Consider the following 23,843-nt stretch of genomic DNA (forward strand, 5'->3'; position numbering starts at 1 on the left):
GGCACTGATCCTGGCGGCTGTGCCCTCCGTACCCCTGGCGGCCTCCCGGGTGTCGCTGGTGCTGGAGCGCGTGAGCACGCCCGGGACGTGGATCAGGACGGGCGACGTCCAGCGGTTCCGGGTGCGGCTGAACGGGATGGCCGACGGGGTCAAGGTGGCGGTGGCGGCCAGCCCGGCGTCGGCGCTGGCGCAGGTGTCCTGCGACTCGGCGGTTCTGGACGTGCCCTCTGCCACCGCGTTCTCCGATACCGAGGTCTCCGTGACCGGGCCCGCCGCCGGGACGGGCCTGGGGGTCGCCAGGGGCGGGGTGCGGGCCACGCGGGCCCTGGCGGCGCAGGCGCTGAGCGTCACGGGCGGTTCGAGGCTGACGAGCGCGGTCCCGCCGGGGACGCGGGTGTGCGAGCTGGGGGACATCTCCGGTGAGCTGGCCGTGGACGTGACCCTCACCACGCCGTCGGGGACGAAGCAGGTGGTGCTCGCGGCGGTGGCCGGGATGCGGGGCGGCCCGGGCGATCCGCTCACGACCAGGACCAAGGTCGCCGCCATGCGCGTCATGGACGAGGACGCGGGCTTCAGCGGCCCGGCGGTCCGCGTGAGCCCGGCGGAGCCGGGGCCCGCCGATACCGGTTCTCCGTCCGGAGCCGCTCCCGCCGGGGCGGGGGAGCTCGTTCGGCCGCAGGAGCCCGCCGGGCAGCCGCCTTCCGAGGCCTGGACGAAGGGGCGAACCGATGCCGAAGGGATCACCGGGGTGCGTGCCAGGCGCCGGCTGCTCGCCGAGGCGGGCGTGGTGCCCGAGGCCCTGGGACAGTGGCCCGGGGGCGTGCAGCGGCGCGGGGTGGCCGGAGGGGCGGGGCGCCGGGTGAAGGGCGGGATCGCCGAGATCGGTGGCCTCGCGGCGCCGCAGGCGCCCCAGAGCATGACCCGGCCGCAGGCTGCGCCCGGGCTGTCTCAGCTGCCCCAGGGCGTGCCGGGGCAGCCTCAGGCCGTACCGCAGGTGCCCCAGGTGCCCCAGGGCCTGCTGCTGCCTCCTCAGGGCGCGCCGCAGGCCCCCCAGGCGCTGCCGCAAGCGCCTCAGGTCGTGCCGCAGCTGCCGGAAGCCGTTCCGCAGCAGGCGCTCGGCGCCCCGCCCGCGCTGGTCCTGCCCGGCGCGTCCCCGCCGCTGCTCGGCGGCGGGCCCGGTATCGCGGGTGGGCCCGGTATCGCGGGTGGGCCCGGGATCACAGGCGGGCTCGGTGTTCCGGGCGGGCTCGGCGTCCCGGGTGCGCCCGGCGTGGCGCCGCCGCAAGTCGCTCAGGAGGAGGCCGGGCAATCCGCGCGCGGTGCCGAGGGCGTGGTGCCGCTGCCGTGGAATGTCGCCGCGGCGCGCAAGCACGCTCGCCCCGTCGCTTGGGCGAGCCCGCTGGACGGCCCGAAGGGGCTGCCGCTGGCCGCGGGAGGCATCGGAGTCCTGCTGGGAGCCCTGTGGTTGATTGGCACGGTGCAAAGACGCCGAAAAAGCAAAACGTAGGTTAATTCGGGCTTTACTGTTACTTTGACCCGACTAGTATTCCCTTGACCAAGGTTCCGGGATACGCGGAGGGCACCGGTGGCACGCACGCGAGCGACGGCCACGGCTGCCGTCGTCCTGGCGCTGGGCCTGGCCGGCGCCGGAGCGACGCCGTTCATCGTACAGAGCGCGAGTGCGTCCGTGTCGGCGTACGATCCCGTCGATCCCTGTGACGCCGGCGAGGTGTGCGACACCACGCCGCAGACCACCGTGACGGTGACCGAGACGGCGGGCACGCCGGAGCCCGAGGACCCGGAGACGACGATCACCAAGACCGTCACCTCGACTCCGACGAAGGCGAGCAAGACCCCGAAGCCGACGAAGAGCACGACGCCTCCGGCGACCACCAGCGCCCCGCCGCAGCAGGACAACCCCCAGCCGCTGCCCACCCAGCCCATCCCGAGCTCGACCCCCACGCAGAGCACCTCCGAGCCGGCCATCGACATCCCGGAGGTCGCCTCCTCCGAACCGGTCACGCCGCCGTCGGCGCAGCCGAGCGACACGCAGCCCGCCTCCTCCGAGGAGGTGCCGCTGGAGCTGCGTAACGCGGCGCCGGAGTTCGACCAGAAGTCGCTGACACAGAAGCTCAGCATCCCGGCGCTGGTGCTGGTCCTGCTCGCGCTGTTCGCCGTGCTGATCTTCGAGGGACGGCTGCGCAGGATGGCCCACGCGGCGGCCGTGCGGAAGGCCGGGCCGCAGCTGGGCCGGCCGGACATGCCCGCGCCGCCGGGTGGCGGTTATCCCGCGGGGCCCGGTTACTACGGCACGGCGGCCTTCCCCGCGCCGGGCTACCCGGGCGGCACGGCGTACGCGCCGATCATCAGCTTCGTCCCCGTGCAGACGTACCCGAGTGGCCCGATGCCCGGCTACGAGGAGCCGCACCCGTACCCGCCCCAGGGTTACGCGCAGGAGACCACGCCGGCGCCGGAGCCCGTGGTGCTGCACCCGGACGAGTTCGACTCCTACAACCACGAGCCGCCCGCGCCCAAGGAGTTCCGCGACCCGTTCGAGCCGGTCGTCCCGGCGGCCCCGCCGCCGGCGGACATCCCGCCGGGCGGCGGCGACCCGTACGAGGTGCCCGGCCAGGAGCGCCCGCTCGGCCCGGTCTCGGCGTCGGAGTCCGGTGACTCGGAGCCGTGGCAGGGCGGCACCTCCCTGTTCGACCCGCCGCCCAGGAACCAGGAGCAGCAGGACTACGACCCGCCGCCCTACCTGGCGCCCGACGCGGAGGCGACCGTCGTCCAGCCGCTGCCGCCGCTGCCCGAGCAGCCGGAGGCGACCAAGGAGATGCCGGACCCCAAGCGCAGGCGCTGGGGCCGCAAGAAGTAGCCGGACAACGAAATGAGGGGGGCTGGAGATCCAGCCCCCCTCATTCGCGTGTGCCTACTTGGCGCGCCTGAAGATCTTGCTGCCGAGCCACACCAGCGGGTCGTACTTGCGGTCCGCCACGCGCTCCTTCATCGGGATGAGAGCGTTGTCGGTGATCTTGATGTGTTCCGGGCAGACCTCGGTGCAGCACTTGGTGATGTTGCAGTAGCCGAGCCCGTGCTCGTCCTGCGCCGCCTCCTGGCGGTCGGCCACGTCGTACGGGTGCATGTCCAGCTCCGCGATCCGCATGAGGAACCGGGGGCCGGAGAAGTTGGCCTTGTTCTCCTCGTGGTCACGGATGACGTGGCAGACGTTGTTGCACATGAAGCACTCGATGCACTTGCGGAACTCCTGGGACCGCTCGACATCGACCTGCTGCATCCGGTATTCGCCGGGCCGGACGCCGGCCGGAGGTGTGAAGGACGGGACCTCCCGCGCCTTCTGGTAGTTGAACGAGACGTCCGTGACCAGGTCCTTGATGACCGGGAAGGTTCGCATCGGCGTGACCGTGATGGTCTCGTCCTCCTCGAACGTGGACATCCGGGTCATGCAGCCCAGCCGCGGCTTGCCGTTGATCTCCATGCTGCAGGAGCCGCACTTGCCGGCCTTGCAGTTCCAGCGCACCGCCAGGTCGGGCGCCTGCGTGGCCTGCAGCCGGTGGATGATGTCGAGAACGACCTCGCCCTCGTTCACCTCGACGGTGAAGTCCTCGAGCTTGCCCTCGCCGCCCTCACCGCGCCAGACCTTGAACTTCGCCTTGTAACTCATTTCGAAATCCCGTCGAACTCGGACATCTCTTCGTCGGTGAGGTACTTCTTCAGCTCGTCCCGGTCGAACAGGGTGATCAGGTCGTCCCGCATGGACGTCTGGAGCTTCTCCTCGACCTTGACCGTGGAGCCGTCCTCGGTGGAGCAGACGAGCAGCTTGCGGCGCCAGTCCGGGTTCATCCCGGGGAAGTCGTCGCGGGTGTGCCCGCCGCGGCTCTCCTCGCGCAGCAGCGCGGCGCGCGCCACGCACTGCGAGACCAGCACCATGTTGCGCAGGTCGATCGCGAGGTGCCAGCCGGGGTTGTAGATGCGGGACCCGGCCGCGCCGACCACCTGCGCGCGCTCCTTGAGCTTCTCCACGACCTGGAGCGCCTCGGCGACCTCCCCGGCCTTGCGGATGATGCCGACCAGGTCGTTCATCGTCCGCTGGAGCTCGTGGTGGACCTCGTACGGGTTCTCGCCGTCGCGCCCCAGCGGCGCGATGGCCTCCTCGCGGGCCTCCTCCACGAGCTCGGGCAGGACCTGGGGACGCGCCTCCAGCGAGTCGATGTACGCCGCCGCGCCCGCGCCCGCCCGGCGCCCGAACACCAGCAGGTCGGACAGCGAGTTGCCGCCCAGCCGGTTGGAGCCGTGCATGCCGCCGGACACCTCGCCCGCGGCGAAGAGCCCGGGTACGGCCGCCGCGGCGGTGTCGGCGTCCACCTCGACGCCGCCCATGATGTAGTGGCAGGTCGGGCCCACCTGCATGGGCTCGGCGGTGATGTCGACGTCGGCCAGCTCCTTGAACTGGTGGTGCATCGACGGCAGCCGCTTCTTGATCTCCTCGGCCGGGAGCCGGGTGGAGACGTCGAGGAAGACGCCGCCCTGGGGCGAGCCGCGACCGGCCTTCACCTCGGCGTTGATCGCGCGGGCCACCTCGTCACGCGGCAGCAGCTCCGGCGGGCGCCGGTTGTTGGCCTGGTCGGTGTACCAGCGGTCGCCCTCCTCCTCCGTGGTCGCGTACTTGTCCTTGAACACGTCCGGGATGTAGTCGAACATGAAGCGCTTGCCCTCGGAGTTGCGCAGCACGCCGCCGTCACCGCGGACGGACTCGGTGACGAGGATGCCGCGCACGGAGGGCGGCCAGACCATCCCGGTGGGGTGGAACTGGATGAACTCCATGTTGATCAGGTTCGCGCCGGCGAGCAGGGCCAGGGCGTGGCCGTCGCCGGTGTACTCCCAGGAGTTGGACGTGACGACGTACGACTTGCCGATGCCGCCGGTGGCCAGGACCACGGCCGGGGCGTCGAAGAGCACGAAGTTCCCGGTCTCGCGCCAGTAGCCGAACGCGCCCGAGATCCGGTCGCCGTCCTTGAGCAGCCGGGTGATCGTGCACTCGGCGAAGACCTTGATGTAGGCCTCGTAGTCGCCGTGCGTCTCGTAGTCCTCCTGCTGGAGCGCGACGACGCGCTGCTGCAGGGTGCGGATCAGCTCCAGGCCGGTACGGTCGCCCACGTGTGCGAGCCGCGGGTACTCGTGCCCGCCGAAGTTCCGCTGACTGATCTTGCCGTCCTTGGTGCGGTCGAACAGCGCACCCCAGGCCTCCAGCTCCCAGACGCGGTCGGGCGCCTCCTTGGCGTGCAGCTCGGCCATCCGCCAGTTGTTGAGGAACTTGCCGCCGCGCATGGTGTCACGGAAGTGCACCTGCCAGTTGTCGGCCGGGTTGACGTTGCCCATCGCGGCGGCGGCGCCGCCCTCGGCCATGACGGTGTGCGCCTTGCCGAACAGCGACTTGCACACGATCGCCGTCTTCTTGCCCTGCTGGCGGGCCTCGATCGCGGCCCGCAGGCCGGCGCCGCCCGCACCGATGACGACGACGTCGTATTCGTGACGCTCTGTGTTAAGCGAGTTATCCACTGAGGCTGGTCCTTACGCGTACGGGAAGGCGATGATGCCCTTGGCCACCAGGCGGACATAGAGGTCGGCGCCCATGACGGAGAACATCGAGGCCCACGCGAGGGGCTGGTGCTTGGCGTTGAGCTTGGACACGAACGTCCAGGCCCGGTAGCGCAGCGGGTGACGAGAGAAGTGGTTGAGCCTGCCCGCGGTGATGTGCCTGCAGGAGTGGCACGACAGCGTGTAGGCGTTGATCAGGACGGCGTTGACGACCAGGACCCAGGTCCCCAGGCCGATCGGCTTGTGGACGAGCGCCAGGACGGCGTCGTAGGCCAGGATGAGGCCGATCACGATGGCCGCGTAGAAGAAGTACCGGTGGATGTTCTGCAGGATCAGCGGGAAACGCCGCTCACCGGTGTACTTGCCGTGCGGCTCCTGCACGGCGCACGCCGGAGGCGAGAGCCAGAAGGAGCGATAGTAGGACTTGCGGTAGTAGTAGCAGGTAAGCCGGAAACCGCCCGGCAGGCCGAGGATCAGCAGCCCCGGCGGGAGTGCGTACCAGTCGCCGAAGGGAGCCCAGCCGAACAGCCGGGCCCCCTCGGGACACGACGTCGCCAGACATGGCGACGAGAACGGCGCAATGTAGGGATCGACGAAATAGCTGTTGTCGATGATCGCCCACACGCCGTAGACAAGGAATGAGCTGAGCCCGAGAAACGTCAGCAGCGGGACCAGCCACCATCTGTCGGTGCGCAGGGTGCGCACCTTGACTTGCGCTCGCTGCCTTCTGACCGGAGCTTCGGGCGTCGTCTGGGTCATCGCGGACCTCTCCACCTCCCGCGGACCCGTCGCGCAGGGGGTCCGTGGTTTTCGTATTCGCTGGGCGCGCGGCGGCGACCGACCGCTCAGGCGCGCGTTGGTGGGGGATACGTTACGACGACAGCATGGAATTTTGTGAGCAGGGTCACTCACAATTTCGATGACTAGCTGTGATTCCTGTCACGTCCGCCCGTCAGGGTCGCTGCCCCTGGGCAGGCAACTTAACCACTGTCACGAAAAAATCATCTATCTGCCGGACAACTCGGATAAATTGTTCAAAATCCACCGGTTTGGACACATAGGCGTTGGCGTGGAGCCGGTAACTGTGCAGGATGTCCTCCTCCGCCTCGGAGGTCGTCAGGATCACCACCGGGATCGTCCGCAACCCGGCGTCGGCCTTGACCTCGGCCAGCACCTCCATGCCGCTCATCCGGGGCAGGTTGAGGTCGAGCAGGATGAGGTCGGGGCGCGGCGCGTCGGAGTAGCCGTCCTCGTTGCGCAGGTACGCCATCGCCTGCTCGCCGTCGTTGACCACGTTGAGGCGGTTTCGCACCTTGTTGAAGTCGAAGGCCTCCCTGGTGAGCAGGATGTCACCCTGGTCGTCCTCCACCAGGAGCACCTCGATGGGGCGCCAGTCATTCATCGTCGTCTCCCGCGGCCGGCAGCGTCCAGCGGAACGTCGCGCCCTGGCCCTCGGCACCGCCGTCGAGCCAGAGCTGTCCGCCGTGATACTCGACGATCTTGCGGCACAGTGCCAGCCCGATGCCAGTACCCGGATAGACGTCGCGGGCGTGGAGACGCTGGAAGATCAGGAAGATGCGGTCGGCGTACTTGGACTCGACCCCGATGCCGTTGTCGGAGCAGCTGAACTCCCACATGCCGCCGGACCTGGTGGCCCCGATGTGGACGCGCGGGGGCTCCTCGGAGCGGAACTTGACGGCGTTCTCGATCAGGTTCTGGAACAGCTGGGCGAGCTGCAGCCGGTTGCCCTTGACCTTGGGCAGCTCGTCCCTGGTGACCGTGGCCTCGGTGTCCTCGATCGTGGCCGACAGGTTCTCCAGCGCCGTGTCGAGCGCCCTGCCCGCGTCGACCGAGGTCCGCTCGCCAGTCACCCGGCCGACCCTGGAGAAGTCGAGCAGGTCGTTGATCAGCAGCTGCATGCGCTTGGCGCCGTCGACGGCGTAGTGGATGTACTGCTTGGCCCGATCGTCGAGCTGCGGGCCGTAGCGCTGCTCCAGCATCTGCGTGAAGCTGGCGACCTTGCGCAGCGGCTCCTGCAGGTCGTGGCTGGCCACGTAGGCGAACTGCTCCAGCTCTCCGTTCGACCTGCGCAGCTCCTCGGCCTGGTCGTCGGCCGTGCGCCAGGCCGCCACGATGCGGGCGCGCATGGAGTCGACGTGGCTGGACAGCTCGGCCAGCTCCGCCGGCCTGTCGACGTGCAGGGTGTGGTCGAAGTCGCCGGCGGCCACCGTGCGGACCTGCTGGGCGAGCTGGTCGATGGGCTTCAGCACGACGTACCGGATGACGAAGGCCAGCGCCGCGCCGAACGCGAGCATCACCGCGAAGAGCACGATCAGCGCCAGATTGAGCCGGTCGAGCTGCTCCTCCACGGCGGGCGCCCGCGCCAGCGAGCGGGCCCGCGCGCCGATCATCATCGCGACCACGATCCCGGCCAGGAGCACGACGCCGGCCACCGCGCCCATGACCAGGAACCAGCGGGCCACGGGCAGCCTGCCCAGCCCCGTCGGCTCCTTGGCGGGAGGCAGCGGATTGATGCTCATCGTCTCCTCCTCCGGACCAGGACCGCGGCGAGGTCGTCGCTCAGCGTGCCCACGTGGGCGATGAGCCGGTCGAGGTCGATGGCGCCGTGCTCGCGTACGAGATCGAGCAGGCCGTCCACGCCGAGCAGCTCCTCGTCCTCGCTCACCGAGGCCTCGATCAGACCGTCGGTGTAGAGCATCATGGACCACTCCTCGCCCAGGGGTACGTCGATCACCGGCCACTCCGCGTCCGCGAAGATCCCGAGCGGCGGTCCGGAGGGCGCGCCGTCGACCACCTGGACGGCGCCGTCGCGCACCAGCACCGGCGGCGGGTGCCCGACCACGCGCATCCTGACGTGCCCCAGGTCGGGGGCGATGGTGGCCGTGCACAGGGTGGTGAAGATCTCGGGGGCCTTGCGCTCGGCCCGCAGCACGGCGTCGAGCGTACGCAGCAGCGTGTCGTCCGTCTGGCCGGCCAGCACCAGCGTGCGCCAGGCGATGCGCAGCGCCACGCCGAGCGCGGCCTCGTCGGGGCCGTGCCCGCACACGTCGCCGATCACGATGTGGACCGCCCCGTCCGGCGCCTGCACGGTGTCGAAGAAGTCGCCGGCCAGCGTGCCGCCGCTGCCCGGCAGGTAGCGGGTGACGTGCTCGATCGCCTCGGTGCGCAGCAGGGGGCCGGGGAGCAGGGCGCTCTGCAGCCTGGAGTTCTCCTTGGCCGTCAGCTCCGCCTGCACGAGCCTGAGCTGGGCCAGGTCGGCCCGCTTGCGCTCCATCGCGTACCTGATCGCCCTGGCCAGCAGCCGCGCGTCGATGTCGCCCTTGACCAGGTAGTCCTGCGCGCCGGCCTGGACGGCGGCCACGCCCACGTGCGCGTCCCTGAGCCCGGTGAGCACCAGCACGGCGGCGTGCGGCGCGAGCGCCAGCACCTCCTCCAGGGCTTCGAGGCGGCTCGCGTCGGGCAGCGAGAGATCGACCAGCACGCACTGGATCTGGGGCGTCAGCTTGGCCTTGGCCTCCTGGAGGCTGCGCGCCCAGAAGATCTTCGGAAGCGCGTCGGCCTCCTTGAGCAGCTCTTCCACGAGGAAGGCGTCACCGTCGTCGTCCTCGATGAGGAGCAGCGTCAGCGTCTCCGAAAGATGTGCCGTCAAAAACGCCTCACCAGGGAGTCGGGCCGTCCAGGTCATTCTGCGATGAGATCCACCCCTTGCGGAAGCGTGCCTTCATGACCGGCCTCCACGACGAACGACAGCAGGGTCTCCCTGAACGCCTGGGCGGCCCTGGTCGGCTCGACGTCCTTGCGCTGGGCCAGCGCGATCGTACGGCTGAGCCCCGGCGGAGCGAGCGGTGTGCCGGACAGCCCCGGGCGCCCGTCGAGCACCATCGAGGGCACCACGGCCACGCCCAGCCCCGCCTCCACGAACCGCAGCACGGCGTCCATCTCGCCGCCCTGCACCGCGAACCTGGGTTCGAACCCGGCCTGCCGGCACGCCGCCAGCGTGGCCTCCCTGAGGTCGTAGCCGCGCCTGAACATCACCATCTGGCGCCGGCGCAGGGCCTCGATCTCCATGTACGGGCCCTTCGGCCGCTCGTTGGAGGGGGCGGCCACCACCAGGTTCTCCCGCAGGATCTCCTCGGTCACCAGCGAGGGGTCGTCGCTCTGCAGCGGCATGATGATCAGCGACAGGTCGAGCTGCCCCCGCGCGAGCGCCCTGACGAGGTCGCGCGAGCCGCTCTCCTCCACCAGCAGCTCGATCCCCGGGTACGCGCGGTGGAACCGGGCCAGCGCGTCGGCCAGCAGCCCCGCGCACAGCGACGGCGTGGCGCCGAGCCGCACCCGGCCCCGGCGGAGCCCGGCGAGCTGGGCCACCTCCTGCCGCGCGGTGTCGGCGTCGGCGAGGATCCGGCGGGCGAGCGGCAGCAGCGCCTCACCGGCCGGCGTCAGCATGACGTTGCCCCGGGCCCGGGAGAACAGCGGGGCGCCCAGATCGGCCTCCAGGGCCTTGATCTGCTTGCTGAGCGACGGCTGCGCGACCCTCATGCGTTCGGCCGCCTGGGTGAAGTGCCTGGTCTCCGCGACCGCCACGAAGTACGCGAGCTGCTGCAACTGCATGTGATTTTCCTCGCACCGACCGGCGTCATTCCGTGGGGGGCGACCGTACAAACCAAGCATCATAGCCGGTGGCTATCGAAACCAGACCCGTCATGACTTGGACGGATCATTGCTGGATACCTAGCTTCTGAAGATGTGACTGCCACGATAGAGCGCGGCGCAGCCACCGCGCCCGTTACCGCCCGCAAGAACGCCCCGTCGAGCAGGGGGCCCGGCGGGTTCCTGCGCTCGTCGAACGGCAAGAAAGCCGTCATGGCCGTCACGGGGGCCGTGATGGTGCTCTTCCTCCTCCTCCACATGCTGGGCAACCTCAAGATCTTCCTGGGCAAGGACTCGTTCAACGAGTACGCCCACGCGCTGCGTACGCTCCTTGAGCCGATCGCGCCGTACCGAACCGTGCTGACCCTGGTCGAGGTCGTCCTCGTCGCGTCTGTCGTCCTGCACATGTGGGCCGCGATCTCGCTGGCCCGGCGCGCCCGCCAGGCCAGGCCGGTCAAGTACGTCGCCAAGAAGTCGCAGGCCAACGGCTACGCGACGCACATCATGCGGTTCGGCGGCCTCACGATCCTGCTCTTCCTCGTCTGGCACCTGCTGGACCTGACCTTCGGCGTCGTCAACCCCAAGGGCTTCGACTCCGCGCCCGCCGACCGGATGGTCGCCGGCTTCGACGCCTCCCGGTGGTGGGTGACCCTGATCTACGTGGTCGCCGTCGTCATGGTCGGCCTGCACCTGCGGCACGGCATCTGGAGCGCCTTCCAGACCCTCGGCTGGGCCAACCGTACGCGGAACAAGGCTCTCCGGCCGGTCGCCGGGCTGGTGTCCGCCGTGCTGGTCATCGGGTTCCTCGCGCCGCCGCTCGCGATCACCTTCGGAGTTGTGAAGTAATGAAATACACGGAAGGCCCCGAAGTTCGGGACACCAAGGCTCCGGCCGGGCCCATCGAGGAGCGGTGGGAGAAGCGGAAGTTCGGCGCGAAGCTGGTCAACCCCGCCAACAAGCGCAAGCTCAACGTGATCGTGGTCGGCACCGGCCTGGCGGGCGGCTCGGCCGCGGCGACGCTGGGCGAGCTGGGCTACAACGTCAAGTCGTTCTGCTACCAGGACACGCCGCGCCGCGCCCACTCCATCGCCGCGCAGGGCGGGATCAACGCCGCCAAGAACTACCGCGGCGACGGCGACAGCATCTACCGGCTCTTCTACGACACGGTGAAGGGCGGCGACTTCCGCGCCCGCGAGTCGAACGTCTACCGCCTGGCCCAGGTCTCGGTGAACATCATCGACCAGGCCGTGGCCCAGGGCGTCCCCTTCGCCCGCGAGTACGGCGGCCTCCTTGACACCCGCTCCTTCGGCGGCGCCCAGGTCTCCCGTACGTTCTACGCCCGCGGCCAGACGGGCCAGCAGCTCCTGCTGGGCGCGTACCAGGCGCTGGAGCGGCAGATCGCGGCCGGGACCGTGACCATGCACACCCGGCACGAGATGCTCGACGTGATCGTCTCCGACGGGCGGGCGCGCGGCGTCATCGTGCGCGACATGGTGACCGGCGAGATCGAGCGCCACATCGCCGACGCCGTGGTGCTGGCCACGGGCGGCTACGGGAACGTGTTCTTCCTGTCCACGAACGCCAAGGGCTGCAACACGACGGCGATCTGGCGGGCGCACGAGCGCGGCGCGTACTTCGCCAACCCCTGCTACACGCAGATCCACCCGACCTGCATCCCCGTCTCCGGCGAGTACCAGTCGAAGCTGACGCTGATGTCGGAGTCGCTGCGCAACGACGGCCGCGTCTGGGTGCCACTGCGCAAGAACGACACCCGCGCCCCCGGGGACATCCCGGACGAGGAGCGCGACTACTACCTGGAGCGGATCTACCCCGCCTTCGGCAACCTGGTCCCGCGTGACATCGCCTCCCGCGCCGCCAAGAACGTCTGCGACGAGGGCCGCGGCGTCGGCCCCGGCGGTCTGGGCGTCTACCTGGACTTCCGGGACGCCATCGCGCGTCTCGGGCGCGACGCCGTGGAGAAGAAGTACGGCAACCTCTTCGAGATGTACGAGCGCATCACCGGCGAGAACCCGTACGACGTGCCGATGCGCATCTACCCGGCCGTCCACTACACGATGGGCGGGCTGTGGGTGGACTACGACCTGCAGTCCACGATCCCGGGCCTGTTCGTCATCGGCGAGGCCAACTTCTCCGACCACGGCGCGAACCGCCTCGGCGCCTCGGCGCTCATGCAGGGGCTGGCCGACGGCTACTTCGTCCTCCCGACCACCCTCGGCGACTACCTGGCCGCCGGGCCGTTCGGCGACGTGGACGAGGAGGCCGTGGCGGAGGCCGAGATCCAGGTCCGGAACAAGATCGACCGGCTCATGTCCGTGAACGGCACCCGTACCCCCGACTCCTACCACCGCGAGCTGGGCAAGCTCATGTGGGACTACTGCGGCATGGAGCGCACCGAGGAGTCGCTGCGCAAGGCGCTGGAGCGCATCCCCGAGCTCCGGGAGGAGTTCTGGCAGAACGTCAAGGTGAGCGGCACGGCGGAGGAGCTGAACCAGGTCCTGGAGAAGGCCGGCCGCGTCGCCGACTTCTTCGACCTGGCCGAGCTCATGTGCCTGGACGCCCTGGTCCGCACGGAGTCCTGCGGCGGCCACTTCCGCGCCGAGTCCCAGGACGCCGACGGCGAGGCGCTGCGCGACGACGAGCACTTCGCCCACGTCTCGGCCTGGGAGTCCACGCCCGACGGGCCGGTGCTGCACAAGGAAGCGCTCGAGTACGAGTACGTCAAGATGACCCAGCGGAGCTACAAGTGAATCTGACCCTCAAGGTCTGGCGCCAGAACGGCCCTACCGATTCCGGCCGGATGGTGACCTACCGGGTTGAGGACGTCTCCCCGGACATGTCCTTCCTGGAGATGCTGGACGTCCTCAACGAGCGCCTCATCCTGGAGGGCGACGACCCGATCGCCTTCGACCACGACTGCCGCGAGGGCATCTGCGGCATGTGCGGCATGGTCATCAACGGCGTCGCGCACGGGGAGCAGCGCGCGACGACGACGTGCCAGCTGCACATGCGCCACTTCGAGGACGGCGCCACGATCACCATCGAGCCGTGGCGCGCCGCCCCCTTCCCCGTCGTGAAGGACCTGGTCGTGGACCGCAGCGCCTTCGACCGGATCATCCAGGCGGGCGGCTTCGTCTCGGTCCCGGCCGGCTCGGCCCCGGACGCCCACAGCATCCCCGTACGCAAGGAGGACGCGGACGCGGCCTTCGACGCGGCGACCTGCATCGGCTGCGGCGCGTGCGTGGCCGCCTGCCCGAACGGCTCGGCCTCCCTCTTCACCGCCGCCAAGATCACCCACCTGAGCCTGCTGCCCCAGGGCCAGCCGGAGCGCCTGTCCCGCGCCAAGGCCATGGTGGACCAGATGGACGCGGAGGGGTTCGGCGGCTGCACGAACACGGGAGAGTGCACGGCGGTCTGCCCGAAGGGGATCCCGCTGGACACCATCGCCCGCATGAACACCGACTACTTGAAGGCCAACGCCAAGTAGCAGGTCGCGCGGCTCCACCCACCCGTCGCCCATCTGGAAAGTGGGCCGTCTGATGCCCGCCCCGAGCAAAAAGAGCTTCCCAAAAGGGAGCGCTTCGCGCTCGGGGCTCAGGCTGTTTCCTATCAAGGCGCCTATCGGCGCACCCCACGCCTCCGGCGACTGGTCAGCCCACCCGTTGCCCGGTTACCGGCTGGGCCCGCTGGGGCCCACCCCGGACCAAAGTCTTCGCCCAGCCGGGGCATACCTTGCGGCGATTCGACAATGTGTTGGAACGAGCCCGTCTCATCTTGAGCAGCGGTCTTCTTCGAGGAGCTGCGGAACAAAGGATTGCCTGCACGACCGCGGCCGCGCGGTGTGGGCAGCAGTTCGGCTTGGCCGGCACCTTCCAGGTCTTCAGCGCCACACGACGCGTTCGCCGGCGGCCCGGATAGTGGGCATGAGAGCGGTTGGCGTCTCTGGACGCCTCGGATCGGCCGTGCGGGCTGTGGTCACACCGTAGACGGTGCCCGGCAGAGCGCGAGCTCAGCCAGGCGGGCCAAGGTGTGCCTGGGCAGCGGAATCGAGCAACGAGGCTTCCCCGCTCGGTCGCCAACGAGGGAGCAACGCGGCGCGTGCTGCCGGCCGCCTCATGGCGGTCGTCGAGTTTTTCGAGGGTTCTTCTCGTCACCTGACGATGTTGCGGGTTGAAGCAGGCAACGCACTTGGGTGCGGAGTGCTCGGCGGGCACGGATCCCCATAGGCGCTCACATCAGAACGTGTTCTGACATACGCTAATGGCGTGAGCGCCAGTCATGCCGACGCAGTGACCTTTTCTGACCTGTCAAGAAACCCTCGGGCAGTCGCCGAGCGGGCGGCGCGCGTGGGACGTGTGCGGATCACGCATCGGGATGCTCCTGATTTCTATTTGACCGCAGCGGACCGCGAAGAGGAGCGTGAACGAACGTTTGCTACCGCGTCCCGGCTGTTTCTCGCCCTGATCAAGCACGACCCCACCGCGCGTGTGCTGGTCATAGCCATGCCAGAAGTCTTCCCCTGGGTGCGCCACCTGTCCCCGGACGAACTGCGCGCCTTCACTCTGGAACTGGTTGAAGCGCTCTCCGATGCGGCCGAGTTGGACGTCGATGTCACGACCCAAGAGGTCATCGCGGGCTGGCGGGCCACCGCCAGAATCAAGGCCGACCCCGCGCACCATGCCGAGGCCTGTAAGCCCACGAGCGGTGACTTCGGGCCGGTGCAGGTTACGGCATGAGCCCGAAGCGTGGAGATCGAGTCACGGTGCCGCCTCCGGATGATGAGTGGGATGTCCGGTTCGGTGCCAGCGACGCGGTCCGGGGCTGGGAGGAGTTGTGCCGTCACGCCTTGGCCAATACGCGCCGATGCTTCGAGGTCCTGCGGGTTGATCCCCGTTCACGCTTCAGCCCTGACCGTCAGCATCGTCTACGTGGCGATCTCGCGACTCATCGCCACAACGTCAAGGACTTGGAACAGTGGGAGTTCGAGGTCACAAGCGGTGGTCGTGTGCGGTATCTCATCGATGACGCGGCTCGTACAGTCTGGGTGATCTATGCCTCGCCCCGACATCCCAAAGACACCGAATAGTCGGCGGTCGGGTTTGTCGTGCTGGTCGCGCTTGCGGGCCGGCGGCCGTTCTGGCGGCCCGGAACCGCCTGGGGGAGCACGGTGACGGTGACGGTGCCGGTCCGACCTAGGCCCGCCGACGGCCTTCGATGGAACGCGTGGCGAAGTCTCGGGCCCACGCCCCGTTCAGGCGCGAACTCGCCCGTCTGGTCGATCCCGGGCGAGCCGGCCGAGGGCTACCGGGCGAGAATGCTGATGCCGAGCATGCGCGCGCCCGACTCGGTGCGCGGGCGGTGCGTGCTCCCGGGCGCGAACACCACATAACTGCCCGGCCCCAGGCGTTGCCCCCGGTCGATGAACTCTCCCGAGATCACGTAGTAGCGTTCCTCTCCCTCGTGTACGTCCACCTCGGGCCACTCGGTCCCCGGGGCGAAGTCGTACATCCACCCGCGCGCCCATTCCGTGGCCGGCAGGCGCCGCCGGATGATGCCGGGGACGACCTCCACCGGTTCGACCTCGTCAACGTGCAGGATCTGAACATCACTGGACTCGTGCGTCATGGGCCCATCGTCGCGGCGCCGACCGTGCCGGCCCAGTGTCTGGAATGACGCCTACGAGTACTTTTCTGCCATGAGTGCTCATCGAGTGGTCGCCCTGGTCCTGCCGCCGCAGTCCACGTTCGAGCTGGCGTGCGCCGCCGAGGTCTTCGGCACGCGCCGCCCCGGCCTGCCCGCCCGTTACGCGTTCGGCGTGTGCGCGGAGCATCCGGGCGCGGTGCCGACCCTGGCCAGCTACGACATGATGGTCGGCCAGGGGCTGGCCGCGCTCGAGACCGCCGGCACCGTGGTGATCCCCGGCTGGCATCTCAGAGAACAACCCGCCTCACCCGCCGTGATCGACGCCGTACGGCGAGCCCACCGGCGCGGCGCCCGCATCGTCGCGATCTGCTCCGGCGCCTTCCTCCTGGCGGAGGCGGGACTGCTGGCGCACCGCAGGGCGACCACCCACTGGCGGATCGCCGCCGAACTCGCCGCCCGCTTCCCCGACGTCCAGGTCGAGCCCGACACGCTGTACATCGACCTCGGCGACGTCGCCACCAGCGCCGGCACCGCCGCGGGCATCGACCTGTGCCTGCACCTGGCCCGCACCGACCATGGCGCCGCCCACGCCGCGCAGATCGCCCGGCACATGGTCATGCCCCCGCATCGCGAGGGCGGGCAACTGCAGTACGCCGCTCCCGCCCTCGCCGGCCACCCGCCGGAGTCCCTGGCGGCCGTCCTGGACTGGGCCGTCGAACGGCTGCACGAACCACTCACCGTCGACGACCTCGCCGCGCAGGCCCGGATCTCCCCGCGCACGCTCGCCCGCAGGTTCGCCGGCCAACTCGGCGTCGCGCCCGGCCGATGGCTGCTCCAGCAGCGCATCATGGCGGCCCGCACGTTTCTGGAAGAGACAGACCTCCCCGTGGAGACGATCGCGACCAGGGTCGGCCTGTCCTCGGCCACCAACCTCCGCAGGCGCTTCCACGCGATGGTGCACACCACGCCCGCGGCCTACCGCCGCTCCTTCGGTCGCCCGGGGCCGGGCACGTCTTTGTGACGCCGGCGCTGCCGTCGTACTTGCAGCAGGCGTTGAGCCCGACGGGGTACGCGAAGGAGCACACCCGCACCCCTGCCTACCTGGAGATGTGCGGCGGGTCGGGGCCGGCCGACCTGGACGGGTTCGATCGATGGGTGCAGCGGCGGTTGCTGAATCCCGCCTCGGCGATGTTTCGCGAAGGCGGGCTGCTGCTCCGGGAGGAGCCCTCGATCTCCGACCCCACCTCGTACGCGGCCACGCTGAGCGCCATCAGCGCGGGCAGCCGGCGCCGCTCCGAGATCGCCGCCGCCCTCGGCCGTCCCGTGAGCGCGCTGGCGCATCTGCTCAACGGCCTGCGGAGCATCGGCCTCGTCGAGCAGGTCGACGACGCGTTGCGCGACAAGCGCAGCGTTTTCCGCATCGCCGAGCCGATCGTCCGCCTGCACCAGTTGATCACGCAGCGCCGCGAACCCGAGCTCGTCAGCGGCCAGGCCGCCCGCGTCTGGCGTGCCAACGCCGACACGGTGGCCTCGAAGATCTACGGTCCCCACTTCGAGGACCTCGCCCGGGAGTGGTGCTTCCTGCACGCCTCCGGCGACACGCTCGGCGGAATCGCCGGTGCCGTACGCCCGAGCGAAATCCCCTGCCGAGCGCACCGCGAAGGACACGAGCTCGACATCGTGGTGACCGAGACCAATTCCTTCGCCACCGATCGGATCATCGCGATCGGCGAGGCCAAGGCCACCCTCACGCCCATGGACGCCTCCCAGCTCCAGCGGCTCGAACATCTGCGCGCGCTGCTTCCCGACACCCGGATCGGCGAGCAGCCCAAACTGCTGCTGTTCGCCCGCTCCGGATTCACCGGCGATCTGGCGGAGGCGGCGCGCGGGCGCGCGGACGTGGAGCTCGTGGACCTGAGCCGCATGTATTCGGGGGACTGACCCGACCCGCGCCGCCCGGCGGCTGCGAACCGCCCCTCAAACCCGTCTTCGATAAAATGGATGGGAAATCCTTCCTGGTCACGCCACACTGATCAAGAACCAGTGAGGAGATTTCATCCCATGCCAAACCAGCCCGCACCGAACCTGCTGTCGTGGGCCAGCGAGATCGACGAAGGCGCGATCACGCAGGCCGCTCGCACCGCACGCCTGCCATTCGTGTCCGGCCACGTCGCTCTCATGCCCGACGCGCACGTCGGCATCGGTGCGACGGTCGGCTCGGTGATCCCCACGGAGAACGCGATCATCCCGGCCGCCGTCGGCGTGGACATCGGCTGCGGCATGGTGGCGACCGAGACCACGCTCACGGCCGCCGACCTGCCCGAAACCCTCGCCGCGCTGATGCCGATGGTGGAGCACCGCATCCCCGCCGGGGTCGGCAAGGGGCACGAGGACCCGACGGTCGACCGCGCGCTGAGCGAGCTCGGGCTCCCGCACACCCACCTCACCCCCAAGCAGAGCAAGAAGGTGAGCGACCAGTTCGGGACGCTCGGCTCGGGCAACCACTTCGTCGAGGTCTGCCTCGACGAGCGCGACCACGTCTGGACGGTGCTGCACTCGGGGTCGCGCGGCATCGGCAACCAGCTCGCCCAGATGCACATCATCGGCGCGAAGAAGCTGATGAAGCAGCAGCACGTCGGCCTGGAGGACCCGGACCTGGCGTATCTCGTGCAGAGCACGCCGGAGTTCACCGCGTACATCGAGGACATGCTGTGGGCGCAGCACTACGCCATGGCCTCGCGGGCGCGGATGGACAGGGTCCTGATCAACGCCCTGTTCAAGGTCGTCGGCAAGGGCGAGCGGGTCCGTACGATCAATTGTCATCATAACTTTACCCAGCAGGAGACCCACTACGGCAAGACGTTGTGGATCACCCGCAAGGGCGCCATCAAGGCCGACACCGGTGACGAGGGCGTGATCCCGGGCTCGATGGGCACGCGTTCGTACATCGTGCGCGGTCGGGGCAACCCCGAGTCGTACACCTCGTGCTCCCACGGCGCGGGCCGCCGCATGTCGCGTACCAAGGCGAAGCGGGAGCTGTCCGCGGCTTCGCTCAAGGCGGCGATGAGCGGCCGCACCTGGAACGCGGATCGGGCCGCCGCGCTGGTGGACGAGCACCCCGAGGCGTACAAGTCGATCGACCAGGTGATGGCGGACCAGCGGGATCTCGTGGAGGTCCAGCACACGCTCCGCCAGATCTTCAACTACAAGGGGTAGGCTCTGCCGCCGATCGGGCGGCAGAGCACTCACGATCCGGTCGAATCGACCATCTTCAGCGTGAGCTCGTGGAGCCGTTCGGCGGCGGCCGGGTCGAAGAGCCGGGGGTCCAGGCCGATCCGGCGCTCTCGCATGAAGGCGCTGAGCGGCTCGGCGGGCGGGTCGTCGATGCGGGTGACGATCGGTCTGATGCCCTCCTCGACCGGCAGCCCGTGCCTCTTGAGCGCCTCCACGTGCGCGGCGGTCGCCGCGTCGTACTCGCCGGCGACGCTCGTCGAGACGCCTCCGGGATGCATGAGGACATAGCGGGTACGGCTGCCGTGCCGGGCGGCGAAGGCCACGCCCAGCAGGTCGTTCGCCTTGCCGGCCTGGAACTGGGCGGTCATGCCGTCGTACCCGCGTTCGAGCATGAGGTCGCGCCAGCGGATGAGGTCGGTCGGCTGTCCGGGGCCTGAGACGTTCACGACGAGGCGGGGCGCGGTGAGGCCGTGGCTGAGGAGGAAGCGGCTCAGATACTCCAGCGCGAACGTCCCCTCCAAGCCCTCCGCCGTCACGAACCGGTGCGTGCGGAAGTAGCGCGCGCACAGCACGAGCGCGTCCACGGCCGGGAATTCGGCGTTGATCTCGGCGATCACCCGCCGGTTCTCGCTGATCAGGCTCAGGTCCGCCGGGATGAACACCGCCCCGGGGAGCGCCTTGGACCTGTCGCGCCCGATGACGGCCACGGTGTCGCCCCGTTCGAGGTAGGTGCGGGCGAGCGCCCGTCCCATGCCGTCCGTGCCGCCGCTGATCACCAGTGTCCTTATGACGCGCTCCTCGCGGGCTCCGCTTCCGGTACGGCCTCCGTACGGGGCCGGCCCGGCAGCAGCGGGACGGCGGCCAGGATGATCACGATCACGGCCACGCTGAGCCAGAAGACGCCGTGGAATCCGGCGATCACGTCCCCGGCGGTCTGGAGGACGAGTGTGACCACGGCGACGCCGAGCGCCGCGCCGAGCTGGTTGAGCATGTAGAGCACCGAGCTGCCCTGCGCCACCATGGACGGCGGCAGCGCCCGGTACAGGGAGCCCATCGTGGGCGCGCTGAAGCACCCGCTGCCCAGCCCGATCGTGAACGCCGCCAGCGCCGGCCAGACCTCGGGGGTGTCCGCGCCGATCCGGGTGAACGCGAACGCGCTGAACCCGGCCACGAGCGCGCCGCCGACGGCCAGCCCGCGGGCGCCGATCCGGTCCGAGAGCCGCCCGGCCAGCGGCATGGCCACCGCGCCGCCGAGCCCGAGCGGCGCCATCAGCAGCCCGGCGGCGAGCACGCCGTGCCCGTGGGCCTGCTGGTAGTACAGGGGGAGGGCGAACAGGGCGGCGAAGAGGGCCAGCCCGCCGAGCCCCATGATCGCGACGCTCGCGGTGAAGCCCCGGTTGGTGAACAGCCGCAGGTCGATCAGCGGTGGGGTTCGACGGTCGCGCAGGGCGTGCGTCGCGTAGGCGAGCAGCAGGAGCACGCCCACGCCCAGCGGGAGCAGCGCCTGCCAGGCGGTGAGCGCTCCCTGTTCGGCCGTCTGCGAGAGGGCCAGGACGACGGCCGCGAACCCGGGGCCGAGCAGTGCCAGCCCCGCCACGTCGAGCCGCGGCGAGGTCTCGGCGGCCGGTTCGTCGGCGGGGATCACGCGCAGCGCGAGCAGCAGCGCCACCAGGCCGAAGGGCACGCTGAGCAGGAACATCCACCGCCATGACAGGCCGGCCAGCACGGCCCCGCCCGCGATCGGCCCGAGCACGGGCCCCAGGGACAGGACCACGCCCATCAGGCCCATCACCCGTCCGGCCCGGCGCGGCCCGGCGGCGCGGGCCAGCAGGATGAGCACGAGGGGGTCGAGCAGCCCGGCCCCGAGGCCCTGCGCCACGCGGAACACGATCAGCGTGCCCACGTTCCAGGCGAGCCCGGCGCCGAGCGATCCGGCGAGGAACAGCGCGAGCCCGGCCAGCCACAGCCGCTTGCCGCCGAACCGGTCGACGGCCCAGGTGGTGAACGGGATGGTGGCCGTCACGGCCAGCAGGAACCCGGTGGACGTCCAGCCGATCGTGCTGAGCGAGGTCTCGAAGGTCGCGGCCAGGGTGTCGATGGCGACGGCGGCCATCGTGCTGTTGAGGATGCCCAGCAGGCCGCCGAGCAGGATCACGCCGATCATGCCCAGCAGCCGTGCGTCCAGACGGTCGTCCGGCGAATTTGAACTCATGAGTTCAAACTAGTTACCTCATGCGTTCGACCGCAACTCGTACGTCCATGAAGTTGAACTGGCGGGTACAATTCGGAGGTATGGTCACCACTTCGCGCGGGCGCATCGACAAGCGGCAGGCGATCCTGGAGGGCGCGTTCGCCGTGTTCGCCCGGCTCGGCTACGCGCAGGCCTGCGTGCAGGACGTCGCCGACGAGGCGGGCGTGGCCAAGCCGACGGTCTACAACCACATGACGGACAAGGCCACCCTGTTCAGGAACGCCATCGAGGTCGCCGCGCAGATGACGCTGAACGCCCGGCTGGCCGCACTGGAGCCGCTGGCCGACCCGGGCGAGGACCTGCGCGCCACGCTGGAGGGCGTCGCCGACGAGCTGCTCCGCCTGCACACCGACGGCCGCTCGTGCGCGCTGCGCCGGCTGCTCTACTCGGAGATCATCCGCTTCCCCGACATCCTCGACATCGTCAAGGAGAGCGGCCCGGACCGCCTCAACCGCGCGCTCGCCGACCGGATGGCCCGGCTCGCGCTCGCGGGCCGCCTGCGCGCCACCGACCCCGACACGGCGGCCGAGCAGTTCATGGCCCTGCTCGTCGGCCCGCTGGAGGCCCGTTCCCAGATGGGCACCCGTACGATCCCGGACGACGAGCTGCGCGAGGTGGCGCGCGCCGCGGTGCGGGCCTTCCTCGACGCCTGGGGCGCTGACTGATCTCGGCGACAAGGCCCCGCCATCGTCCCGCTCTACCCTGGGGAGCCCCCGCACCTGGTGGACGGCATGGCCGGCGGCATGTCCGCCCGCACGTTGAAGGAGCTGCACGGCGACGTCGCCGAAGGGCTGCCGTTCCTGTTCGCCGACCGTGCCCAGCCGCCCAAGCCCGTCTTCCACTACGCGCTGCCGGGCCTGTCGGAGCAGGACCTCGACGACTTCGCCGCCCTCCAGCGCCAGGCCGCCGCGATCGCCAGGCCCCGGACACGCGAACGGCGCCCCCTCTTACGAGGAGGCGCCGCCGGGAATGGGGACTACCTGACCCAGAGGTAGTACCAGCCGGTGCCGTTCAGCGTGCACTTGTACTCGTCCCAGCCCTCACGCTGGTAGCTCTGACCCATGTCCACACACTTGCTGTAGCTGGTGTATTCGCCAATGTATGTCCAGGCGGCCGCCTGCGCCGGGGCGGCGATGCCGATGGCGGCCAGTGCTGCGATACCTGCGGCGACGATACCTGCACGAACGCGCATACGTGATCTTCCCTTTCTGCGGGGGGCTCTCGCATACAACGATCATGGACGGCCCTATAAGACGGCTACAGAGCGGCCACAAAACCGTCACGAGGACAGCCCTCCGTAGGCGGCCAGCACGAAATTCATGCCGCGATCGTCGACCGCGGCGTGCATCTGGTTCATCACGTACGCCACCGTCATGCGGACGTCGAGATCGATCACGACCAGCGAGCCGCCCATCCCGCCCCAGAAGCACGTGCGCGGCTCCAACAGCCCGTAGCCCATGCCGTACCGCATGCGCATGCCCAGGGCGCGATCGAGGCCCAGGTACTGCTCCTCGACGGCACGCGCACAGCCCGCCTCCGACAGCAGCCGCACGCCGTGCAGCGTTCCGCCGCAGGCCAGGACCGACTGTACGAGGGCGACCGAGCGGGCGTTGCCGTGCCCGTTCGCGGCCGGGATCTCGGCGCGCCGCCAGCCGGTGGCGTTGACGTCCTCCGGCCGCACCACGGGATTGGCGCGCATGTCGGACGGGGGCGCAAAAGGTGTATGGGGCGGGATGATGGGGGCGACCCGGGGGTCGTGCTCGGCGGGAAGGCCGATGTGGAAGTCGGCCCCCAGCGGCCCGGCCACCTCCTCGGCGAAGAAGGCGCCCAGGCTGCGCCCGGTGACGCGGCGGACGACCTCCCCGACCAGGAAGCCCTGGGTGATCGCGTGGTATCCGGCCTCGGTGCCCGGCTCCCAGAGCGGTGCCTGCGCGGCCAGCCGCGTCGTGGCAAGGGGCCAGTCGTAGAGGTCCTCGACCGTCATCGGCTCGTCCCAGATGGGCAGGCCGGCGGTGTGGGCGAGCAGGTGGCGTACGAGCACGCCCTCCTTGCCCGCGGCGGCGAACTCCGGCCAGTAGGCGGCGACCGGCGCGCCCAGGTCGAGCTCGCCCCGGTCGGCGAGGATCAGCGCGCACAGCGCCGTCATCGGTTTGGTGGTGGACCAGACGTTGGTGATGGTGTCGCGCTCCCAGGGAGCGGTACGGGCCACGTCGGCGTGTCCGCCCCAGATGTCCACCACCGGCTCGCCGTCCAGGTAGACGGCCACCGAGGCGCCGACGTCGTCCTTGGCCAGGGAGGCGGCCAGCAGGTCGCGCACCTCGCCGAAGCGGTCTTCGCACGTGCCATGGATCTCGGCCATGGACGGAAACTAACCTGGGCGCCCGCGGGCGGGCCACGGATTTTTGGCATA

23 protein-coding genes are annotated in these 23,843 nt (G+C 70.0%); 11 read left to right on the top strand and 12 right to left on the bottom strand.

Annotated elements, in window-relative coordinates:
- Positions 1 to 19 precede the first annotated feature (19 nt).
- Together ACIBQ1_RS11290 and ACIBQ1_RS11295 are read left to right on the top strand one after the other, a co-directional pair.
- Complete coding sequence (locus ACIBQ1_RS11290; RefSeq protein ID WP_397276500.1) at positions 20 to 1,507, top strand: hypothetical protein; 1,488 nt, start codon at positions 20 to 22, stop codon at positions 1,505 to 1,507.
- A 78-nt stretch (positions 1,508 to 1,585) separates the two neighbouring features.
- A complete protein-coding gene (locus ACIBQ1_RS11295; RefSeq protein ID WP_397276501.1) occupies positions 1,586 to 2,875 on the top strand; it encodes a hypothetical protein in 1,290 nt (429 codons plus the stop codon).
- A gap of 54 nt (positions 2,876 to 2,929) precedes the next feature.
- Here ACIBQ1_RS11295 and ACIBQ1_RS11300 read toward each other — a convergent pair whose 3' ends face one another.
- The 7 genes from ACIBQ1_RS11300 to ACIBQ1_RS11330 form a co-directional block, all read right to left on the bottom strand.
- Positions 2,930 to 3,682: a succinate dehydrogenase/fumarate reductase iron-sulfur subunit gene (locus ACIBQ1_RS11300; protein ID WP_397276503.1), complete on the bottom strand. Its 753-nt coding sequence runs from the start codon at positions 3,680 to 3,682 to the stop codon at positions 2,930 to 2,932.
- Positions 3,679 to 5,577, bottom strand: coding sequence for a fumarate reductase/succinate dehydrogenase flavoprotein subunit (locus ACIBQ1_RS11305; RefSeq protein ID WP_397276505.1), 1,899 nt, complete (start codon positions 5,575 to 5,577; stop codon positions 3,679 to 3,681). Before ACIBQ1_RS11305 ends, ACIBQ1_RS11300 begins: the two co-directional genes overlap by 4 nt.
- Positions 5,578 to 5,589: 12 nt before the next feature.
- Complete coding sequence (locus ACIBQ1_RS11310; protein ID WP_397276507.1) at positions 5,590 to 6,375, bottom strand: hypothetical protein; 786 nt, start codon at positions 6,373 to 6,375, stop codon at positions 5,590 to 5,592.
- A 193-nt stretch (positions 6,376 to 6,568) separates the two neighbouring features.
- Positions 6,569 to 7,018 carry a response regulator gene (locus ACIBQ1_RS11315; protein WP_397276509.1) on the bottom strand — a complete coding sequence of 150 codons (450 nt, stop codon included), beginning with the start codon at positions 7,016 to 7,018 and terminating at the stop codon, positions 6,569 to 6,571.
- Complete coding sequence (locus ACIBQ1_RS11320) at positions 7,011 to 8,156, bottom strand: ATP-binding protein (RefSeq protein ID WP_397276510.1); 1,146 nt, start codon at positions 8,154 to 8,156, stop codon at positions 7,011 to 7,013. Before ACIBQ1_RS11320 ends, ACIBQ1_RS11315 begins: the two co-directional genes overlap by 8 nt.
- Entirely contained in the window at positions 8,153 to 9,286 is a 1,134-nt protein-coding gene (locus ACIBQ1_RS11325) for a PP2C family protein-serine/threonine phosphatase (protein WP_397276512.1), read from the bottom strand. Before ACIBQ1_RS11325 ends, ACIBQ1_RS11320 begins: the two co-directional genes overlap by 4 nt.
- A gap of 32 nt (positions 9,287 to 9,318) precedes the next feature.
- A complete protein-coding gene (locus ACIBQ1_RS11330) occupies positions 9,319 to 10,248 on the bottom strand; it encodes a LysR family transcriptional regulator (protein WP_397276514.1) in 930 nt (309 codons plus the stop codon).
- Between the two features lie 135 nt (positions 10,249 to 10,383).
- Here ACIBQ1_RS11330 and ACIBQ1_RS11335 point away from each other — a divergent pair, with 135 nt between their 5' ends.
- From ACIBQ1_RS11335 to ACIBQ1_RS11350, 4 genes are all read left to right on the top strand, one after another.
- Positions 10,384 to 11,133: a succinate dehydrogenase cytochrome b subunit gene (locus ACIBQ1_RS11335; protein WP_397276516.1), complete on the top strand. Its 750-nt coding sequence runs from the start codon at positions 10,384 to 10,386 to the stop codon at positions 11,131 to 11,133.
- A complete protein-coding gene (locus ACIBQ1_RS11340; protein WP_397276518.1) occupies positions 11,133 to 13,055 on the top strand; it encodes a fumarate reductase/succinate dehydrogenase flavoprotein subunit in 1,923 nt (640 codons plus the stop codon). Before ACIBQ1_RS11335 ends, ACIBQ1_RS11340 begins: the two co-directional genes overlap by 1 nt.
- On the top strand, positions 13,052 to 13,792 hold the full coding sequence (locus tag ACIBQ1_RS11345; protein ID WP_397276520.1) for a succinate dehydrogenase/fumarate reductase iron-sulfur subunit: 741 nt from the start codon (positions 13,052 to 13,054) through the stop codon (positions 13,790 to 13,792). Before ACIBQ1_RS11340 ends, ACIBQ1_RS11345 begins: the two co-directional genes overlap by 4 nt.
- Before the next feature lie 778 nt (positions 13,793 to 14,570).
- Positions 14,571 to 15,041 carry a hypothetical protein gene (locus ACIBQ1_RS11350; protein WP_397276522.1) on the top strand — a complete coding sequence of 157 codons (471 nt, stop codon included), beginning with the start codon at positions 14,571 to 14,573 and terminating at the stop codon, positions 15,039 to 15,041.
- 565 nt (positions 15,042 to 15,606) lie between these two features.
- On the opposite strand, the gene ACIBQ1_RS11355 is transcribed toward ACIBQ1_RS11350, so the two are convergent.
- Positions 15,607 to 15,930 (bottom strand): cupin domain-containing protein, encoded by a 324-nt coding sequence (locus ACIBQ1_RS11355; protein ID WP_397276523.1) that lies wholly within the window; start codon positions 15,928 to 15,930, stop codon positions 15,607 to 15,609.
- A gap of 70 nt (positions 15,931 to 16,000) precedes the next feature.
- Here ACIBQ1_RS11355 and ACIBQ1_RS11360 point away from each other — a divergent pair, with 70 nt between their 5' ends.
- The 3 genes from ACIBQ1_RS11360 (at position 16,001) to ACIBQ1_RS11370 (ending at position 19,164) form a co-directional block, all read left to right on the top strand.
- Positions 16,001 to 16,969: a helix-turn-helix domain-containing protein gene (locus ACIBQ1_RS11360; RefSeq protein ID WP_397276525.1), complete on the top strand. Its 969-nt coding sequence runs from the start codon at positions 16,001 to 16,003 to the stop codon at positions 16,967 to 16,969.
- Entirely contained in the window at positions 16,966 to 17,889 is a 924-nt protein-coding gene (locus ACIBQ1_RS11365; RefSeq protein ID WP_397276527.1) for a hypothetical protein, read from the top strand. Before ACIBQ1_RS11360 ends, ACIBQ1_RS11365 begins: the two co-directional genes overlap by 4 nt.
- Positions 17,890 to 18,009: 120 nt before the next feature.
- On the top strand, positions 18,010 to 19,164 hold the full coding sequence (locus ACIBQ1_RS11370) for an RtcB family protein (RefSeq protein ID WP_397276528.1): 1,155 nt from the start codon (positions 18,010 to 18,012) through the stop codon (positions 19,162 to 19,164).
- Positions 19,165 to 19,193: 29 nt separating this feature from the next.
- Here ACIBQ1_RS11370 and ACIBQ1_RS11375 read toward each other — a convergent pair whose 3' ends face one another.
- The gene (locus tag ACIBQ1_RS11375; RefSeq protein WP_397276530.1) at positions 19,194 to 19,958 is read right to left on the bottom strand and encodes an SDR family NAD(P)-dependent oxidoreductase; all 765 of its coding nucleotides are present in this window, start codon (positions 19,956 to 19,958) and stop codon (positions 19,194 to 19,196) included.
- 8 nt (positions 19,959 to 19,966) lie between these two features.
- Entirely contained in the window at positions 19,967 to 21,394 is a 1,428-nt protein-coding gene (locus ACIBQ1_RS11380; RefSeq protein ID WP_397276532.1) for a DHA2 family efflux MFS transporter permease subunit, read from the bottom strand.
- Between the two features lie 80 nt (positions 21,395 to 21,474).
- Between ACIBQ1_RS11380 and ACIBQ1_RS11385 the strand changes: the two genes are divergently transcribed.
- Complete coding sequence (locus ACIBQ1_RS11385; protein ID WP_397276534.1) at positions 21,475 to 22,098, top strand: TetR/AcrR family transcriptional regulator; 624 nt, start codon at positions 21,475 to 21,477, stop codon at positions 22,096 to 22,098.
- A 57-nt stretch (positions 22,099 to 22,155) separates the two neighbouring features.
- Positions 22,156 to 22,428 (top strand): hypothetical protein, encoded by a 273-nt coding sequence (locus ACIBQ1_RS11390; protein ID WP_397276535.1) that lies wholly within the window; start codon positions 22,156 to 22,158, stop codon positions 22,426 to 22,428.
- Here the strand turns inward: ACIBQ1_RS11390 and ACIBQ1_RS11395 are convergent.
- Together ACIBQ1_RS11395 and ACIBQ1_RS11400 are read right to left on the bottom strand one after the other, a co-directional pair.
- On the bottom strand, positions 22,410 to 22,625 hold the full coding sequence (locus tag ACIBQ1_RS11395) for a hypothetical protein (RefSeq protein WP_355369618.1): 216 nt from the start codon (positions 22,623 to 22,625) through the stop codon (positions 22,410 to 22,412). The two genes, ACIBQ1_RS11390 and ACIBQ1_RS11395, sit on opposite strands and share 19 nt — an antisense overlap.
- Positions 22,626 to 22,712: 87 nt before the next feature.
- Positions 22,713 to 23,792: a serine hydrolase domain-containing protein gene (locus tag ACIBQ1_RS11400; RefSeq protein ID WP_397276537.1), complete on the bottom strand. Its 1,080-nt coding sequence runs from the start codon at positions 23,790 to 23,792 to the stop codon at positions 22,713 to 22,715.
- Between the last annotated feature and the right edge of the window lie 51 nt (positions 23,793 to 23,843).

This window comes from Nonomuraea sp. NPDC050153, assembly GCF_044460125.1.
GTDB lineage: Bacteria > Actinomycetota > Actinomycetes > Streptosporangiales > Streptosporangiaceae > Nonomuraea.